Raw genomic sequence first — 17,195 nt, forward strand, 5'->3', positions numbered from 1 at the left:
CGAGTGATCTGTATTAGTTCGCCTCTGGCGAACACAGTACCCGCCAGAGGCGGGCAAATAAAAGTCACTCGCGGGGACGCGAGCGACTGGGCACTCCCTATATTTGCTTATCAACAGCTGCTATGTCAAACGACCGTCGTACCGCACAACTCAACCAGGTGATCCAGTGGGTGGAACAACAACCGAATATCCGCGCCGCCCTGCTCACCAGTTCTCTCACCAATCCCAATGCACCGGTAGATCAGTTCAGTGACCTCGATATCGAGCTCGTGTTATCCAATTATGAAGAATTTTTAAAGGACGATAACTGGATCTCCAATTTCGGTAATATTATCACCACTATCGTGGAAGGTGAAGAACCATTCGATGGAAGATGCTCATCGAGGATGGTATTGTATGAAGATTATTCCAAAATTGATTTTCTCCTTTTCTCAGTTGAAAAATTCAAAGAAGAAGTGGCGAAGGAAACTTTACATGAAGACTGGGATATCGGCTACAGGGTACTGGTTGATAAGGATGGATTGACATCGGCCATGCCCGCTCCCACCTACAAAGCATTCACCATTGAAAAACCTACGGAAGAAAAATTTCATTGGGTGCTGAATAATTACTGGTGGGACATGACCTATGTAGCCAAATGCCTGGCCCGGGGAGAATTGTATTATGCAAAATTCATGTCGGATTATGTAATGCGTTTTGAGCACCAGCAGGTATTGCTTGAATGGTATATCGGAACGGAGTTTAACTGGGAGGTGACCACCAACAAATACGGCAGGCTCTTTAAAAAATTCCTGCCTCCTGAGATCTGGCAACTGGCCACTACCACTTTTGCAGCGGCAGACCTGGAAGATAACTGGCGGGCGCTTTACGCATATGCGGCCATGGGCAGGCAGGTCGGCAAAGAGCTGGCAGTCAGGCTGGGATACAGTTATCCGGAAGAACTCGACAGAAAGATCATGGGTTATATCGATCACGCCAGATCAGTCCGTAAACAATAGGCAATCAATTAATCAACATTCATACTATTTATATCTGGCTAAGCGTTATTGTACATATAGAATTCTTTTAGATTCATAATCCTATACTGATGTTCTCATTCCTCAAAAAACCCCAACAGGTACCGGCCTGGGCAGCGAGCTTTTTCAAGGCAGATGAATTTGACGCCTTCATGCAGGCGCTGGAGTCCGTGCTTGCCAGCCGTGAGCTCAGGTATCAGATCGTGGATAGCGTGGTGCATCTGAATGGCCATGCTGCGTTATTCGGACAAATGGGATTGCTGAACCTGGCACAAACCTGTAAGCTCTCCAGCCCGGCCAACTGGGAACGCATCATTCAAACGCATTTCCACGAGATGGAGCAGAATGCCAATTTCAACAGGCAGTTTGAACAGCAGGTAAAGGATTACGACTATGTGAAAGAATTCCTCGCCATCAGGCTCTTCAATAAGGAAGTACCAAAAGATGGAAAGGAAATTTTTGTAAAGAAAGATTTTGCCGGTGATGCCTTCACCATGCTGAGCTTCGATCTGCCTCAATCCGTGGTCAATGTAAAACCGGAGCAGGCCAGGTGGTGGAACAGGGATCCCGAAGAGCTATTCGAAACCGGAAAAAAGAATATCGAAAAGAAATACAGTTTTGATTTCTCCCGCGAAACCGTCAGCGATTTCGATATCTGGTTCATCCGCGATGAACATCATTTCGTTCCCAACTTCGTTTTCTCCCTCGATAAATACCCAGCACTCAACGGCGAGTATGGATCACTGATAGGTGTCCCCAACCGCCACGCTTCCATCATTTACCCCATCGAGAATATGGAGACCATCCAGGCTGTGAACAGCCTGCCTTTCATTCTTTCAGGCATGTTCAATGAAGGTCCGGGCAGTATCAGCAAAAACCTGTACTGGTACTACAATGGGGTATTCACCACCATCCCTTACGAATTGGACGAAGGAAAACTCACAGTTCGCCCCAGCCTTGAATTTGTGCAGGTGATTGAAAAGATACAGGCGGAACAGTGATTTATTTCACCCTGTATTGCTGCAGAAAATGGATGAGGCCTCCAAGATCTGCTGAAGGTACGGGTATCTCCTGTTCGCCCAGTACCCTTTTCCAATGCGTGGAGATCACGCCTGCGAAAGCACCATCCTCCAGGATCAGCGGATAACTCAATACTGAACGGATGCCTGCATTCCTGATCACATCCCGATGAGGAATATAAGCAGGGTCTTCAAGAAGGTCCGGCACAAAGTTGACACTACGAAAACGCATAGCGTTTCCGCAGACCGTTCCATCATCTGCTGAAACATATTTGAAATAATCCAGGAAAGTTTTGTTGAAGCCACTATGCGCCATAATCTGGATGACATTCGATCTCAAATCGAAGAGCTGGATATTTCCACAATCAGCGCCATGAAAGGCAATGGTCTTAGCCAGGAAATCATCCAGTACTGCCAGGAAACTGCCTTCGCTTTCCTGGTGCTCATCGATGGCTTTGCCAACAGCCAGGCTGAGCCTGGTTTCCGCTTCACTATCGGTATGCACCCAAACGCTTTCGCGCTTGCAGATGCGGATCTCCGGAAGGGTTATGCCGAAACCTGCAGCTTTGGCTCCAGTAAATTCATTGATGATATAGGTTCCTGAATAAGGCTGCCAGTGCACACTGGCGGTCAGGTGGATCAATAGGGTGTCATTCTCGTCAATAGCATACGAAAATCGGACCGGGTACTCTTGGGTGAACATTTATCAGGTTTGTGTAAGGTGCCGGCAATTTATGCCTTTTCTCCTTTCCCCCGGTATGATTTTAATCAGTGGTCAATCCTCATCACCTTTGCAAGGCAATCAATCAGCATTCCGTGGATCAGGATTTGTAAAAACCATCGTGGAATGGACGAAAGGATTTGCCGCTGACCACGGAAAGAAATTTATCCGGATGGATACAGGAAGTGGCAATGACAAGCTCAACAATTATTATATCAGTTGCGGCTTCAATTACCTCGGGGTAACCGGCATCGATCCGGAGACGGACCTGCCTTTACATCATAAAATGGGAGATTACAGTTTATTTGAAATATCCTTTTAGTTACCAGAATTTCCACCAGGGCTTTTTGAGCGGTACAGAAACCGGTTCCGCCTGCAACGCATCGAAAACGGAATCAGAATTTCCATCCGGGTCCCTGTCACGATCAGCGATCCAACTGAGAAAAGCAGTACTTGCATCGCCCAGTTCTATGATCCTGCCGTTATGGGTCATCACACCAAGACCATGTTCATCATCCCAGGTGCAGCCGAACTCATATCCCACATAAGCGAGATCATCCTTACTCACATTGAGCAGGTGGACAGCAGAAAGACCGATCAGTTTTTTGAATTGTGAAGGATCCTGCACATCGGGCATGATGGCGGCAGCATCTTCCGGATCATATCCATACATTTCCTGCAGCCCTTTGTATTGGGCAAACAGGGTATCCAGAATATTTTGCTGCACCTGTTCCTGGAATTCCATCAGGTGGTTGTATGCATTTATATGATAGGGCTGAACCCCATGGTCTTCACTGATCATATCACCGCCGATGGTGATCCTGGCAGTACCGTCAGATGGATGCGGGCTATCAGGAGCATTGTAAGCCTCCTGCCTGCTCTGGAAGCCGCTCCAGCACTGAATATTAACAGGCCCTTCAAGGTTCCTGATCTCGTATTTCCCCGACCCTGTGGTGAACCATTCCAGGCCCGGAATCCTGTCTAGTGGCTTATACATGAAACAGTTTTTAGGGTATTTTGGTCAGGTCTAAAATACAAAGAAAGAAGCAGGAATGCAAGTGCATTCCTCAGTGCTGGTACTCCATGGCAAGATATTTTCCCGTAACGGAATCGGGATGACTGATAAGGGCTTCCGGGGTACCTTCAAAAATAACCTTGCCGCCCTCCGATCCTGCACCGGGCCCCATATCGATGATCCAGTCCGCCTGTGCAATTACATCCAGGTTATGCTCAATCACTATCACGGTATTGCCTTTCTCCACGAGTTCGTGGAATACTTTCATGATCTTCCGGATATCCGATGGATGCAAACCGGTAGTGGGCTCATCAAAAATAAAAAGCCTTCCTGCTTCATCCAGTTCGGAAGCCAGCTTCAGCCGCTGGCGCTCTCCGCCAGAAAAACTGCTGAGGCTTTGTCCAAGCGTGATATAATCAAGCCCAAGCCTGGCAATGATTTGCAGGCTTTCTTTTACCATTGGCTCAGTGAAGAATTCCACCGCTTCAGCTACTGTGAGCAGCAGCGTTTCGTGGATATTTTTTCCTCTCAGCCGGTATTGCAGTACATCCTGCCTGTAACCGGATCCGTTACACACATCACAAACTTCCGCCACCTCATCCATGAAGGCCAGATCAAGTGTGATCACGCCCGTACCCCTGCATTCAGGACAGCCCCCTTCTGAATTGGCGCTGAACAATGATGCACTCACTTTATTGCTTTTTGCAAATAACTGGCGGATGGCGTCAAAGATGCCGGAATAAGAAGCCAGGTGCGAACGTTTGGAACCCGTCAGTGCTCCCTGGTCTATCAGCCTTGCTTCCGGGAACTGCTGCGGCAATACCTGGTTGATCAGTGAGCTCTTTCCGGAACCTGCCACGCCTGTTACTACAGTCAGTACGCCCAGGGGAACGGTCACAGAAACATTCTTCAGATTATGCATATTCGCATCGCGGATGCGAATGGTCTGCTCAAATTCCCTTGGCTGCTGATTCAATACAGGCTTCCTGGAATAATATTTACCTGTCAGGCTATCCGAAAACTGCAATCCTTCCAGACTGCCTTCATACATCACCCGTCCTCCTTTCACACCGGCTTCAGGCCCCATGTCCACCACATGATCCGCCAGTGCGATCATATCCGGATCATGCTCCACTACCAGGATGGTATTGCCTTTGTCGCGCAGTTGAAGGATCAGTTTTTTCAGTCTGTCCACATCGGCAGGGTGCAGGCCGATACTGGGCTCATCAAAGATGTAGAGTAATCCGGTGAGACTGCTCCCAAGGTGCTTCACCATCTTGATCCGCTGGGATTCGCCGCCCGACAGGCTACTGGTATCGCGGGCCATGCTGAGATAAGACAGTCCGATATCCACCATATGTGTGAGCCGTTTCTCCAGTTCATGCACCACCGTCTTCACCTGGTTGTTGCTTACCTGCTGCAAAAATTCAATGAGCTCATTGATCTGCATCTTGCTGCAATCCGCAATATTCTTATGATTGATCCTGCAGGCCAGGATCTCTTTGCTGAGCCTGTCGCCATTACATTCCGGGCAAGTTCCCTGATGGATAACGCCCTGAATGGATTCCTGGTGCCTCAGAAATTCCTTCGACTCCCTTTTGAGAAAACTTCTTTCGATCCTTGGAATAATACCTTCGAACATTACAGTCTTACCCCACTCCCTCGCAGCATTCGGCGGCTTGTGCTCTTCCGCATACATCAATAGATCCCATTCCTCTTTAGTATAATCTTTCAGTTTTTTATCGTTATCGAAATAGCCGGAATATACGTAGCGCATCCATCGCCAGCCACCGGGCTGGAGGCCGGGAAAATTGATGGCGCCTTCATTCAATGATTTATTTTTATCGATGAGCTTGCTTTCATCGATGGTGCTTACTTTGCCAAGGCCTTCACAACGCGGACACATGCCTTTGGGATTATTGAAAGAGAATACGGAAGCATGCCCGGCAAAGGGCTGCCCTATGCGGGAGAAGAGAAGTCTCAAGAATGAATAGGTATCCGTTGCGGTGCCCACTGTGCTTCTTGCGTTTCCACCGATCCTTTTCTGGTTGATGATGATGCTCACGTTGAGGTTACTGATCTGATCCACTTCCGGTGGATTGAAATGCTGCAGGCGGTGCCGGATAAAACTATTGTAGGTTTCGTTGAACTGCCTTTGAGATTCCGCGCCGATGGTCTCAAACACCAGGGATGATTTCCCCGAGCCAGATACACCGGTGAAAACTGTGATCTTATTTTTCGGGATTTCCAGCGAAACATTTTTCAGGTTGTTCTGCCTGGCTCCCCTGATGATGATATTATTCTCCATAGTGCCTTTACCGGTTCAAATCATATACCAGCAGGCGCAAAAATAAATGGATGCAACTAACAGCTGCATCCATTGAAATATTTGTCGCAATAAAGGATTAACCGTTCTGTTTGCGTACGTATTTGGTGAGGATCACAATCATTTGCGACTCCACTCTTCCTTCGATCTGCTCCGTATTATCGGGCACCAGCCTGATATTGCGGACTACAGTTCCCATTTTTGCATTGATGGTGGAACCTTTAACATCGAGGGACTTCACCAGAACTACCGAGTCGCCGTTCTGAAGCGTATGTCCGTTGGCGTCTTTGTGGAGGTCAACACTGCTGTCGTTCTCATGATCGCCGGTAGCTTTGGCCCAGGCGAGATGTTCATCGCTGAGGTACATCATATCGATATTCTCTGCGGCCCAGCTTTCGTGGCGGAGGCGGTTGAGCATGCGCCAGGTGACCACCTGAACGGCGGGCACTTCGCTCCACATGCTGGTAGTGAGCACTTGCCAGTGACTGCTGTCGAGCTCTTCTTTTTTCTCCAGCTGCATCCTGCATTTCTCGCAGGCGAGGATGGTATCATCGATAGTGCTGTCAGATGAAGGTGGCAGTTCATAAGGTTTGAGGCCTTGATCAGCGCCGCATAATTCACATACTTTGCCGCTTCTTGCCTCCAGGAGTTCGATGAGTTTCATACGAATTTTTTTTTGAATGGCGGCGAAGGTAAGGTTTTCAGATCAATCAGACTATGACTTGCTTCTTCTCCACTACCTGCTTGTATTTTATTATATCGATCTCATTTTCCGATTTGGCAATCACCACAGTAGCAACAGTATTTCCGATAATGTTTACGATAGCCCGGCCCTCGCTCATGAAGCGGTCAACGCCAATGAGCATGGCCAGCCCTTCCAGCGGTATCACTTTGAGTGCCGTGAGTGTGGTAGTGAGTACGATGAAACCGCTGCCGGTAACGCCAGCCGCGCCCTTGCTGGTGAGCAGCAGGATGCCTATAATGGTAAGTTGTTGCCCCAATGACAGCGGCACTTCAAATACCTGCGCCAGGAAGATCACGGCCATACTCAGGTAGATGGTAGTACCATCCAGGTTGAAACTGTAGCCGGTGGGGATCACCAGGCCAACCACTTCTTTTTCGCAACCTGCTGCAGTGAGTTTCTGCATGATACTGGGCAGGGCTGCTTCGCTACTGCTGGCTCCCAGAACAATCAGCAATTCTTCCTTGATGTATCCGAGCAGTCTCCAGAGACTGATCTTATAGTACATGCAGATCAGGTTGAGCACTATGAATATGAAGAGAAGCCCCGTGAGGTAAAAACTGATCATCAGGAACCCCAGGTCTTTGAGGGTGCCGAATCCGAATTTGCCGATAGTATAGGCCATACCGCCGAAAGCGCCGACAGGGCTCAATTTCATGATGATCTTTAATACATTGAAGAGTACCTGGTTGATCTTCTCGAAAGTGAAAAGCAGGCTGGTGCCTTTATCGCCCATCATTTTGAGACCAATGGCAAAGAGAACGCTGAAGAACAATACCTGAAGGATGTCGCCGGTGGCAAATGCTTCTACCACATTATGCGGAACGATATGCGAGAAGAAGCTGCCCCAGTCCATATCCTTAGCCTGCTCTGCATATTTGGCCACCTTCTCGGCACCGCCCGTTTGCTTTTCCACACCAACACCAGGCTTGAGCACATTAGCAGTAATAAGGCCGATGATGAGCGCCAGTGTTGTAACTATTTCAAAATAGATGAATGCCTTCAATCCTACCCTGCCTACTTTCTTGAGGTCTCCGGCGCCGGCGATGCCGGCTACGATGGTGAAGAAGATAACAGGGGCGATCACCATCTTGATCATGTTTATGAAAGTTTCACTGATCAGTTTGGCGGACTCCTGAAAGGAGGGGAATTGCCATCCCACCAATACGCCAAGGATCATACCGATGATCACCTGAATATAGAGGCTCTTCAGATATTTCATGTTGTTTTAAGGGTGCGGCCGAAGCCAGGTTCATTGAATGCGTCGCATTATTTCCATACAGGCGCGACTGTTATGATAAGGACATTTCCACAGGCCTGCTTTATCTTCCTGCGCAATGATATGGTAATTTTCATACACACCCCAAATCCATTCGCCTTTACGGGTATCTATTAGATAATCTTGAATAAAGGTCCAGGCATTGAGGCTCATTTTTAGAAATTCTTCATTGGCGCTGATCTGCCAGGCATTGTAAAACCCAACCATGGCTTCGGCCTGTGGCCACCAGTGTTTTTCCCTGACGCAGTGATCGGTAGCGGGATCGTACTCATACCAGAGACCACCGTCCTTGTCGAGCGCTTCGGCAGCTGCACGGGCGATGAAGAGCGAACGTTGCCTGACGGTCTCTGCCAGGGCTTCATCATTGATGATCTCTGCTGCTTCCTGGATCAGCCAGGCGGCTTCGATATCATGCCCGTACGAGATAAGGGAGGATTGAGACTCCCACTGGTCAGTAAAGAAGAGTTGTAGATGATGAGATTGCGGATGGATGATCTTATGTAGAAAGATATCGATGAGATCTTTTATCTGTTCTCTGAGCGTTGCATCAGGCCAGATGCGATAGAGGTTGGCAAAGGCTTCCAGCACATGCAGGTGTGTGTTCATGGTCTTGCGCTCGTTGGCATCTTTGGCCGAAAGTCGCATATCAGGCAGATCAGTCCAGTTACGTGCAAAGGCTTCCAGGTAACCACCATGCACCGGTTCATATGCGCGCTGAACAATAGTCCGGTACAGACCGATGGCCTGCTGTTTTGCCGTTTCATCTCCCGATGCCAGGGCATATTCACTGATACCGTACACCGCAAAGGCGATAGCATAGGTCTGTTTTTTTGTATCGGCGGGTGAACCGTCTGCATTCACGGTCCAGTACACGCCACCAAATTCCGGGTCAATGAAATATTGTACGATATAATCATAGGCCCGCTTCGCGAAGGCCAGATGCAGCGGGTCTTTTGTGAAATGGTAGGCAGCAGCGAAGGTCCAGCAGATGCGGCCGTTGAGCACGGATCCTTTCAGCGCATCCGCATATACCTGATCGTTATGATCGATCTTTCCATGGAATCCTCCGTGAATATTATCAACAGTATACTGCATCCAGTAGTTGAGGATGCTGTGCAGTTCTTTTTCCGCAGCTGTTTTGTATTGGGCACGGCTTAACATCATCATCAATTTAGTCTTCCAGTTTATTCCACCAGGTTCGTTTCAGGACCAATGCAATTACTATCAGGATGGCAATAGTGATCAGCAATGGCAGTTCCATCCAGAGGATAAGATACATCGGAAGTATGGTAAGGCAGCACTGAGCGGCAATGCCCAGCACCACATTGAACATATCCAGTTTGAACCTTTTGTTGGGTTGGAACGAAGGATCTTCCGCCACCACCATTTTATGTACCGGCTGCCAGAAGCCCCAGGGTTTTACTGTACGATAGAAAGATTTCAATACTTCCGTATCGGTTGGAGGAACAGCGTAAGTACCGATGATGCTTCCTGCTATCGAGATCAGGAAAAGTAATGGCCAGTTATACAAGCTGAGACCGGTAAAAATGAAAGGGAAGATCATGGCTGCAATGATGCCACTCATCATGCCCCAGAAAAATCCGCTGGCATTGAAGCGCCACCAGTACCATTTCAGCACATTGGCTGCAATGTATCCGCCATACAGCGCGCTTACGATCCACTGCAGAATGCTGTTCACATCCTTTGCATAGAATCCAAGGATCACTCCTACAGTTACTACCACTATTCCCACCAAGTAGTTCATGGTGATCACTTTGCGGGTTCCGGCATTTGGATTCACATATTTAAGATAGATATCATTCACAATATATGCCTGTGCTGCATTCAGCGTTCCTGAGAATGTTCCCATGAAAGCACCCAGCAATCCTGTTAGCATAATTCCAAGAATCCCTACCGGCAGGAAATTATTCACTGCTCCAGGCAGGATCCGCTCAAAGTCAGTTCCACCGCGACCATCGGAAAGATTCAGTTGCTGGTAATATAGCAATGCCAGTATTGTAAGGCCGATAACGAGTGTATACCGCACCGGCAGCAGGATGATGGAAACAAAGCCCGTCATCTTGCTGGCTTCTTTCGGAGAACGCGTACTCAGAACTTTCTGCATATCGTAATTAGGTGCAGGGCCGGCCAGACTGGCGAATACGCCTTTGAACAACATCATCATGAAGAATATGCCGAAGAGACCGAAGCCATCGTCCCGGATCTTTTTATTGGCATCTTCTATGATACCTGACCAGTTGAGGTTCAACTCCCATCCGAAGAAAGGATTGTCCCATCCATGCGGCACGTTCAATGTATTACCACGCAGATGCATAACCGCAATGATACCTACTGCTATACAACCCGTACCGAGAATCACATACTTGATCATATCTCCCAGCACAATGCTATGCATTCCCCCAAGAATGGAATAGAACATGGCAAAGAGTGTGAACACGATCCCATAAAAATGCGCCACATATTCAGGTGACACAGTAAATGGCACATAAGGGGCCACTACTTCCCAGGGAACGAAAATCTCCATGAACTTTCCCAGTCCCACGAATCCGTAAGCCAGGAAGCCGAGGCAACCGATCAGCGCAAATGCCACTACCACATTGTGCGAAGCCTTTACTCCCGGACCGGTGAGACCAAAGCGGGTAGCCAGCCATTCCGCGCCGGTATTGGCATTGGAGCGGCGGAGCCATTTGGCCAGATACATCATATTGAACACCTGGTTGAACACAGGCCAGAGCCAGGGGATCCAGATACTTTTCAATCCGTATACAAAGCAGAGCGCCACCATCCACATGGTGCCACTGATATCGAACATATCCGAAGCGTCGCTGAGGCCCAGCATATACCAGGGCAGTTTTTTGCCACCCAGCAGGTAACTCTCTTTATTCTGACGGGCCTTCTTGCGAAGGAACCAGCCGATGAGCACCATCATCACCAGGTAACTAACAACGATACTAATGTCTGCCAGATGCAATTTCATATTTCAGGTTAAGGGCGTTGCAGTTGTTGTTTCAGTCTCTTTTCAAAAAGTATTGCCGGGTTCTTATGGAATTCCTTGAAATCCGCAGCGGATGCCTGTCCCCGGTAGGGTGCATAATAATGCATTTTCTTTTCTTTTTCCATATACCCGTGATTGCGCCACACCAGCACGTATGCGATCTGCAGATCTTTTACGATGGGCCAGATCACACCCGTCCACCATGTAGGATCAGGGATGGCTTCCAGCCCGGTTTCCGCAATGGCAGCGATCTTGTTCTTCTCCTCGGCAATACGGCTGATAGTTTCCGATTGCCAGCGCATGCTCTGAATGAACTGCTGCCTGCCGGAGGGATCGGTCTTGTATTGATAATTATCGAAGCTGATCAGATCGGTCACATCATCACCGGGATACCGCTCCATGAAAATTTCTTCTTTATCGAAGCCGGCGGTGTTGTACACATACAGTAACTGATGTAATTGTTTTTTATCCCTGAAATAATGCACCGTGAACCTCCAGAGGGTTTTAAACTCATCCGGTGTACAAACATTTCCGCACCACCAGAACCAGTTCCCCGTCAGTTCATGATAGGGCCGGAAGAGGATGGGGATCAGGTTGCCCTTGCTGTCTTTAAGTGTATTGATATAGGCAGCTGCTTTATCAAGCCAGCTGAGGTAGATTTCATGTTTAGCTCCGCCTGGCAGGATACTGGCCACGGTACCTGGAGTGGTATCCCACGCAGAGCCGCCTGAAAGGGGGTTCCGGGCATGCCAGCTTAATGTGATGATGCCTCCGCGCTCATAACCTTCTCGTATGTAACGGCGCTGGTCAGCAAACGGAATACCGTCTATCTCACGTGATGAATCCAGTTCAAGATGTGCTATATCCCAGCCATATACACCGGGATGATCTTTCACCACCGACTTTACATCGCTACGTCCCTGGCCGCCTTTCCAGCCAACGCCATAGGCCAGTGCATCCTGGTGACCGAAGATGGTGAATTGTTTGCTGAGTGTTTTGAGTTTAATGTACAGCGCCTTTGTGGCCGGGGTGGCCTGCGGATCTGAGGGAGCCTGGGCAGTAGTTATTGAACATACGCATAGCAGTGCTATGGCAATCGTCAGTGATCTCAACATGGCGGTCAATTTAGGCGATTCAAAAGTATAGTTTAATGATACTTGCAAATAGTACTTTTTTATCTTCTTCTGATATATTTAAATGATCTTGTTTTCCTTTTTATATATTTATACAATGATGAAAAAAATCCTTCCCCTCCTGTTGTGCTGCTGCACTATTCTGGCAACAGCACAGGTATCAGTTGCGCAGCCATTCTTCAATGAGATCCAGAAATTCAGACAGCAGGATTCCATTAGCGCACCTCCTGCCAATCCGATCGTCTTCACTGGTAGCAGTTCCTTCCGCATGTGGAAGACCATGAAAGAAGACTTTCCCGGTTATACAGTCATCAACCGTGGCTTCGGCGGTTCCGGATTACCTCATGTGATCCAGTATGCCGAAGACCTGATCTTCAAGTACAATCCCAAACAGGTGGTGATCTACTGCGGAGAGAACGATCTGGGCCCTGATGTGAAAGGAGAATACATTTCAGGCAAGTTCAAAGAACTGTTCACGCTCATCCGCAGCAGGCTGCCGGAAGTTCCCATCGTATATGTTTCCATGAAACCGAGCCCCAGAAGGGAGAAGGTGCTGACTGAAATGAAAAAAGGCAATAAGCAGATCAAAAAGTTCCTGCGCAGGCAGAAGAAAGCGGTATATGTAGATGTGTTCACCCCCATGCTCGCTGCCGATGGCAGCATCCGTAAGGACATCTTCCTGGACGACAACCTGCACATGAACGCCGCCGGGTATAAGATCTGGCAGCCGCTGATTGAGAAACACCTCCTCAAAAATTAAGCGCGTAAAGCAGGCACAATCCGGGGCAGACTTTTCCCAACTCTTGGCGGGGATTGAGTTTCACGGCTTGCTGGCACAGTTTTTTTTTCTGTTTCTCTAAAAGGAGCTATGGAAACGACAACTTTACAGAATCCAAGAGAAGTGGTACTGGGGTTGCTCAGGGCACTTAACGACCACGACTATAAAGAAGCCAGGAAGTATGCAAACCCCGACATGAAATTCGATGGGGTCCTTGGATCAAGGAACGGTGCAGAAAGCTATTTTACAGATATGGAAAAGATGCAGCTGGAATACAGTATCCGGCGCATTTTTGCAGAAGGAAACGATGTTTGTGTGCTATACGATCTGCTGATGGATGATGAGATCATCTTCTGTTGCGGCTGGTATCAGCTCACCAACGGCAAGATCAGCAATCTCAGGGTGGTCTTCGATCCACGTCCTGTTTTAGAGGCGCAGGAGAGAGACAATCAGTTGCCCAACGGATGATCTAACCGGTTTCTTATACATTCCGGTAAAATAACTTTTCAACTCAGGGAAACAATGGTGCAGGTCAGATCCCGGCGCCCTTGCTTCCCTTTTTGTTTTAATAGCTTCGCCTCTCAAAATTATAGTTATGAAAGGCAAGTTTACATTCCGGCATGTGAGCATGGTTATGCTGCTGCTTTCTTCTCAGTTGGTACAGGCAAAAGTATGGCGGATAAACAATAATGTTGGCTCGGCTGCCAACTTCTCCCAGATCGCTGAGGCTATGTCCAATCCCTCCGTGTTAGCTGGAGACACCATTTACCTGGAGGCCAGCGCCGCCACCTATACCGGTGCCAATTTCACTAAAAAACTGGTGGTGATCGGACCAGGTTATTTCCTGTCGGGTAATGATGGCAATACAGGTCTGCAATACAATCCAAACTCAGCAACAATTACATTATATATCGATTCCACGGCTTCGGGCTCAAAATTCTATGGACTGACGTTAACCGCCAATATGGACGGCGGTGCAGACGATCTTCTCTTTGAAAGATGCCTGGTAACCTTCAATACCTGGAGCAGTGGAAGGTTGATGAATAATATGAAGATCAACAAATGTTATGTGACCAATTTCAGGATAGGCACCTATGTAACGGAAAATATGGAGATCACCAACAGCGTAATTGAAAATTCTTTCAGCTATGTCAGTGGCAATAATATACTCTTCCGCAACAATATTGTGAACACGGTGGTAATGACCATTTCCAACGCTTATGTTACCAATACTATTTTTTACGGTGGCTCATTCACCTTCAACAGCTGTACGGTAAAAAACAATATTTCTACAGGCAATACCCTGCCTGCAGGCAATGATAACAGGAACAATGTACCTGCCGTTAGCATATTTGTTACAAGTCTTTCAAGAGACGGTAAATGGCAACTGCTGCCAACCTCTCCTGCGCGCGGAACAGGCGAAACCATCAATGGAGTAACTCCCGACCTGGGTATATTTGGAACGGATGATCCTTACAGGCTCAGCGGCATTCCACCGGTTCCCAGCATATATGCGCTCTCGGTTCCCTCATCAGTTCCTGCCACCGCTACCAATATGAACATTACCGTTAGCACACGCTCCAATAACTGATCCCGTAAAACAACAGGAAATGAAAAAAATATCCGGTCTGTTCCTGGTATGCGGGATCATCAGTACCATATCCAGGGCTCAAACACCGTACCCCACGCCTCCTGCTGACAAAGGGAATATCACCCAGATGGAGTATTTCATAGATACTGATCCGGGCTTCGGGAATGGCCGCCCCATACCTGTTACAGCGGTGCGAGATCTGGCTTCCTTCAGTATGGACATCGATCTTACAGGTCTCAACAGAGGTTGGCACAGGTTATTTATCAGAAGCAGGAATGCCAGTGGCAATTGGAGCCATCCATCAGTCAGCGTTTTCGATAATGTTGGCACGCCAGCTTATCCGGCAATGCCCGCGCCGGCTCCATCACTGGCAGCCATGGAATATTATGTAGATACAGATCCGGGGTTTGGGAATGGTATCAATGTTCCTTTGCCTGCTGCCAGCGATATCAGCAATATCACTATTCCTGTAGACCTCACTTTATTTCCCAAAGGAATCCACCGGCTGTTCGTCAGAACAAAAGATAGCCAGGGTCGATGGAGCCTTTCTCATATCAGCCTCTTTGACAATGGCGTATTGGTTCCTTACCCCACAGCTCCGGCTGCACCTGCGCCCATCTCCAACATGGAGTACTTCTTCGATACAGATCCGGGTTTCGGAAATGGCCGTCCTATCAGCTTCACAGGCAACCCTGACATTAACCAGCTTTCAGTTGATGTAGACCTCACAGGTCTTTCTGCAGGCAATCATACATTCTTTTTGCGCAGCAAAGAATTTCCCTGGAGTCTCACAATGGCCGTAAGCTTCAGTTATATAACACCGCTACCAGTTACCTGGCTCTATGTGCGCGGAGAGCGCAAGCTGCAACAAGCCCTCATCAACTGGGCTACCGCGCAGGAATCAGAAACAGATAAATTCATAGTGGAATACAGCCGGAACGGGCAACAGTATTCATCCGTTGGTGAAGTGGCTGCTGCAGGTAACAGCAGTACTACTACAAAGTATGCATTCACTTATCCGCAGCTGCAACCTGGCGTGAATTACTTCCGGCTGAAGCAGTTGGATAAGAATGGACATTATACGTACTCGTCCATTATGGTGATTCCATATGTAGACAACCATTCCGATCCCGTTCTGATGCCAAACCCAGTGGTGAACACAGCCACCTTGCTGATACCACCAGCTATCGAAGCAGAACAACTCACCGTGTTCGACGCTTCCGGCAAAGCAGTATGGCAGCAACAGGTAAGCAACAGGAACCAATCACAGCTACTTCAACTGGATAAATTGCCTAAAGGGGTCTATGTATTGAACGTAAGAGCAAAATCGCAACACTACAATATCAGGTTCGTTAAGAATTGATTTTTTTCCAGCATGTACTAATAGGTAAAGCCACCTGCGAGGGTGGCTTTTTATTTTGTATGATCAAGTACTTTATTTAATGGATGCTGCCAGTTCCGCAATGTTGATCGTTTTCCTGATTTCACGAATGAGATCATGCGCATACCCATACTTATCCTTATCATAATGGAACAGGTCTATTACCACCAATTGCAGGTCCGTAGGCTTTTTTGTTGCATCCCAGAAGTCAGGGTTCGGTCTTATTACTTTTCTTTCTGCACCGTTGATGGCAGGCTGATTCTTTTCAGCAGTGCTCATGGTAGCCAGCTGATCTCTAAAACCCTGCAGCCGCTGTATAAAACCATCCAGGTATTTCCTGTGCTCTTCCAGTTCTTTGGCTTCGTTCTTTTTCAGATCCTGCTCCTGCTTTGCAAAATATTCTTTAGTCTTCTCCCATTTCACCTTTGCTTCCTCAGGATTGGTTTGCGCATAAAGATCAAGGCCTTCCTTAATATCTTTCAGGGAAGCATCCTTGGTCTTCATCCATTGCTGATAGGCAGAACCTGAAGTCTGATTCTCCTTTATCTTCTTTATATCCTCTTCCAGTTCTTTAATGTGCATTTTTAAGCCATCTTCTTTTGTCACATAAACGAACAGGGGCTTTTTATTTTTTGTGATCACCAGGTAACCTCCTTCCAGTACAGGGCAACCCGCAATCTCATCCACCACGGCACGCTCCTGGAATCCGCCTTCGTTATATACCCCCCTGTTCAGCCAGGAAGAAAGATCATTGAACCATACCTTGATGCTCGGCCCTTCTACAGCCCTTTCAGGCGCAGGATTGGTTTTGGTGTAAGTATATTCACGCATCAGCAGATCACATTCACCGGCCATCATTTTCTTTCCCGTAGTTGTTGTATTCACGCCGCAGGAACCATTGGAACAAACCATAGCATACACTTTCACTTCATATCCTTTGGGTGGGTTGAGACAGGGCGTTTTACGGATCAGCTCCATGAAATTGTGCATATTCATGCGCATGGCATTCATTTGCACATCCGTGAATCCATGGTATTTTGCGTTAGTGGGATGCAGTTTGGCAGGACCAGGCAGGTATTCACCCTTTGCCGTATACAGCATCCTTTTGGGCTGAGCCATAGCTGCCGACGCAGCCAATAACAATAACAAACAGCATGCAGATAACTTCATTTTACAAA

General features: G+C 47.9%; 16 protein-coding genes. 7 read left to right on the top strand and 9 right to left on the bottom strand.

Annotated elements, in window-relative coordinates:
* The first annotated feature begins 122 nt into the window (after nucleotides 1–122).
* Entirely contained in the window at nucleotides 123–998 is an 876-nt protein-coding gene (locus tag ACTHMC_RS18075; RefSeq protein ID WP_440415175.1) for an aminoglycoside 6-adenylyltransferase, read from the top strand.
* Between the two features lie 89 nt (nucleotides 999–1,087).
* The gene (locus ACTHMC_RS18080) at nucleotides 1,088–2,017 is read left to right on the top strand and encodes a hypothetical protein (protein WP_440415177.1); all 930 of its coding nucleotides are present in this window, start codon (nucleotides 1,088–1,090) and stop codon (nucleotides 2,015–2,017) included.
* Nucleotide 2,018: 1 nt separating this feature from the next.
* Here the strand turns inward: ACTHMC_RS18080 and ACTHMC_RS18085 are convergent, their stop codons facing one another.
* Complete coding sequence (locus tag ACTHMC_RS18085) at nucleotides 2,019–2,738, bottom strand: GAF domain-containing protein (protein ID WP_440415179.1); 720 nt, start codon at nucleotides 2,736–2,738, stop codon at nucleotides 2,019–2,021.
* Between the two features lie 88 nt (nucleotides 2,739–2,826).
* Here ACTHMC_RS18085 and ACTHMC_RS18090 point away from each other — a divergent pair, with 88 nt between their 5' ends.
* On the top strand, nucleotides 2,827–3,078 hold the full coding sequence (locus tag ACTHMC_RS18090; RefSeq protein ID WP_440415180.1) for a hypothetical protein: 252 nt from the start codon (nucleotides 2,827–2,829) through the stop codon (nucleotides 3,076–3,078).
* Here ACTHMC_RS18090 and ACTHMC_RS18095 read toward each other — a convergent pair whose 3' ends face one another.
* From ACTHMC_RS18095 to ACTHMC_RS18125, 7 genes are all read right to left on the bottom strand, one after another.
* Complete coding sequence (locus tag ACTHMC_RS18095; RefSeq protein WP_440415182.1) at nucleotides 3,079–3,753, bottom strand: DUF6985 domain-containing protein; 675 nt, start codon at nucleotides 3,751–3,753, stop codon at nucleotides 3,079–3,081.
* A 70-nt stretch (nucleotides 3,754–3,823) separates the two neighbouring features.
* Nucleotides 3,824–6,079, bottom strand: coding sequence for an ATP-binding cassette domain-containing protein (locus tag ACTHMC_RS18100; RefSeq protein ID WP_440415184.1), 2,256 nt, complete (start codon nucleotides 6,077–6,079; stop codon nucleotides 3,824–3,826).
* Between the two features lie 97 nt (nucleotides 6,080–6,176).
* Nucleotides 6,177–6,761, bottom strand: coding sequence for a PhnA domain-containing protein (locus ACTHMC_RS18105; RefSeq protein ID WP_440415186.1), 585 nt, complete (start codon nucleotides 6,759–6,761; stop codon nucleotides 6,177–6,179).
* Nucleotides 6,762–6,807: 46 nt separating this feature from the next.
* Complete coding sequence (gene dctA, locus ACTHMC_RS18110; RefSeq protein WP_440415187.1) at nucleotides 6,808–8,061, bottom strand: C4-dicarboxylate transporter DctA; 1,254 nt, start codon at nucleotides 8,059–8,061, stop codon at nucleotides 6,808–6,810.
* Between the two features lie 30 nt (nucleotides 8,062–8,091).
* Nucleotides 8,092–9,285: an AGE family epimerase/isomerase gene (locus ACTHMC_RS18115; RefSeq protein WP_440415189.1), complete on the bottom strand. Its 1,194-nt coding sequence runs from the start codon at nucleotides 9,283–9,285 to the stop codon at nucleotides 8,092–8,094.
* A 4-nt stretch (nucleotides 9,286–9,289) separates the two neighbouring features.
* Complete coding sequence (locus ACTHMC_RS18120) at nucleotides 9,290–11,116, bottom strand: sodium:solute symporter family protein (RefSeq protein ID WP_440415190.1); 1,827 nt, start codon at nucleotides 11,114–11,116, stop codon at nucleotides 9,290–9,292.
* A gap of 8 nt (nucleotides 11,117–11,124) precedes the next feature.
* Nucleotides 11,125–12,249, bottom strand: a complete 1,125-nt coding sequence (locus tag ACTHMC_RS18125) for a glycoside hydrolase family 26 protein (RefSeq protein ID WP_440415192.1) — start codon at nucleotides 12,247–12,249, stop codon at nucleotides 11,125–11,127.
* A gap of 115 nt (nucleotides 12,250–12,364) precedes the next feature.
* Here ACTHMC_RS18125 and ACTHMC_RS18130 point away from each other — a divergent pair, with 115 nt between their 5' ends.
* The 4 genes from ACTHMC_RS18130 to ACTHMC_RS18145 all read left to right on the top strand — a co-directional run bounded on the left by ACTHMC_RS18130 (nucleotide 12,365) and on the right by ACTHMC_RS18145 (nucleotide 15,999).
* On the top strand, nucleotides 12,365–13,027 hold the full coding sequence (locus ACTHMC_RS18130; RefSeq protein ID WP_440415194.1) for a GDSL-type esterase/lipase family protein: 663 nt from the start codon (nucleotides 12,365–12,367) through the stop codon (nucleotides 13,025–13,027).
* Between the two features lie 108 nt (nucleotides 13,028–13,135).
* Nucleotides 13,136–13,513: a nuclear transport factor 2 family protein gene (locus tag ACTHMC_RS18135; protein WP_440415195.1), complete on the top strand. Its 378-nt coding sequence runs from the start codon at nucleotides 13,136–13,138 to the stop codon at nucleotides 13,511–13,513.
* A 127-nt stretch (nucleotides 13,514–13,640) separates the two neighbouring features.
* A complete protein-coding gene (locus tag ACTHMC_RS18140) occupies nucleotides 13,641–14,636 on the top strand; it encodes a hypothetical protein (RefSeq protein WP_440415196.1) in 996 nt (331 codons plus the stop codon).
* A 19-nt stretch (nucleotides 14,637–14,655) separates the two neighbouring features.
* Nucleotides 14,656–15,999: a T9SS type A sorting domain-containing protein gene (locus tag ACTHMC_RS18145; protein WP_440415198.1), complete on the top strand. Its 1,344-nt coding sequence runs from the start codon at nucleotides 14,656–14,658 to the stop codon at nucleotides 15,997–15,999.
* Nucleotides 16,000–16,071: 72 nt separating this feature from the next.
* Here ACTHMC_RS18145 and ACTHMC_RS18150 read toward each other — a convergent pair whose 3' ends face one another.
* Nucleotides 16,072–17,187, bottom strand: coding sequence for a hypothetical protein (locus tag ACTHMC_RS18150; RefSeq protein WP_440415200.1), 1,116 nt, complete (start codon nucleotides 17,185–17,187; stop codon nucleotides 16,072–16,074).
* Between the last annotated feature and the right edge of the window lie 8 nt (nucleotides 17,188–17,195).

This window comes from Pseudobacter sp. (genome assembly GCF_051955275.1).
Classification (GTDB): domain Bacteria; phylum Bacteroidota; class Bacteroidia; order Chitinophagales; family Chitinophagaceae; genus Pseudobacter.